Source organism: Pelistega europaea, from assembly GCF_013133775.1.
GTDB classification, from domain to species: Bacteria; Pseudomonadota; Gammaproteobacteria; order Burkholderiales; family Burkholderiaceae_B; genus Taylorella; species Taylorella europaea.
The window spans coordinates 1-1,199 of sequence record NZ_JABGBO010000025.1 but is presented as its reverse complement, the minus strand read 5'-3'; the positions used below and the strand labels follow the sequence as shown (position 1 = coordinate 1,199).

General features: G+C 42.7%; 1 protein-coding gene. It reads left to right on the top strand.

Translation table 11 applies throughout. The annotated features are described in order from the left end of the window. Window positions 1-83: 83 nt before the first annotated feature. A protein-coding gene (locus HKX40_RS10550; protein WP_425500463.1) for an IS3 family transposase occupies window positions 84-1,174 on the top strand; the annotation gives its coding sequence in 2 pieces (ribosomal slippage) (window positions 84-330 and window positions 330-1,174; 1,092 coding nt in all). The last annotated feature ends 25 nt before the right edge of the window (window positions 1,175-1,199 follow it).

Genomic DNA, 1,199 nt, shown 5'->3' with positions numbered 1-1,199 from the left:
TGTAGCCATCCCCTAAATTAAGACAACAAGAAAGTAGAACTTTTTTGAACTTTACCGTAAACTTATTTCAAAGGAGTTTTACCATGAGCAAACGCACTAGCGAAAGTCAAATCATCAACATTCTTAAACAAGCTGAAGCAGGCACACCTGTTCAAGAGTTATGTCGTCAAAATGGCATTTCCTCAGCTACTTTCTACAAATGGCGAGAGCGTTATGGAGGGATGGAAGCCTCTGATGTAAGGCGCTTAAAGGAGCTCGAAGCAGAGAATCGTCGGCTCAAGCAGATGTATGCCGAGCTCAGTCTAAAATCCATGATGCAGGAAGAAATCATAAAAAAGCTGTAAAACCCGTCCAAGAACGCAAGAGTTGGGTTCATGAGCTACGGGTTAAGTTTACCGCTAGTGTTGCCTTATGTTGTAAGGTGGCTGGTATCAGTCGTACAGCCTTTTATTACGAGAAACGTCAGCCAGATGACGGGGAAGTATCTGAGATACTCACCAAGGTCTCTAATAAGCACCCTCGCTGGGGGTTTATGAAGTGTTTTAAAAGGATTCGACATATGGGCTACCCTTGGAACCACAAACGTGTACATCGTGTTTACACACAGCTTAAATTGAATTTAAAGAGCAAGCGCAAGCAACGTTTGCCTGTTCGTGAGCCATTGCCGTTACAAGCTCCAGAACGAGCCAATCAGTGTTGGTCAATGGACTTTATGAGTGACAGCCTAGAGAACCATGTGCGCTTTAGAACCCTTAATGTGATGGATGACTATAATCGCCAAGCCTTAGGGATTGAGGTCAGTGTCGGTATGCCAACGAGCAAAGTGATTTATTACCTAGATCGCATTGCCGAGTTACACGGTTATCCAGAGCGGATTAGGGTAGATAATGGTACAGAGTTTACCTCACATCAGTTCGTCAACTGGGCAAAACAGCACGGCATTTACATTGATTATATTGAACCAGGTTGTCCTTACCAAAATGGCTTTATTGAGCGTTTTAACCGAACATACCGCAATGAGGTCTTAGGGTGTTATCTTTTTAAAACCCTTAAACAGGTGAAACAACTGACCGAAGAGTGGTTAACTGTTTATAATACGCAAAGACCCCATGATGCACTAAAAGGTTTAACACCCCTAATGTACAAACAAATGCATTCCGTTTCTACTTCTTAGTTGTACTAAAAATGGGATGGGTACA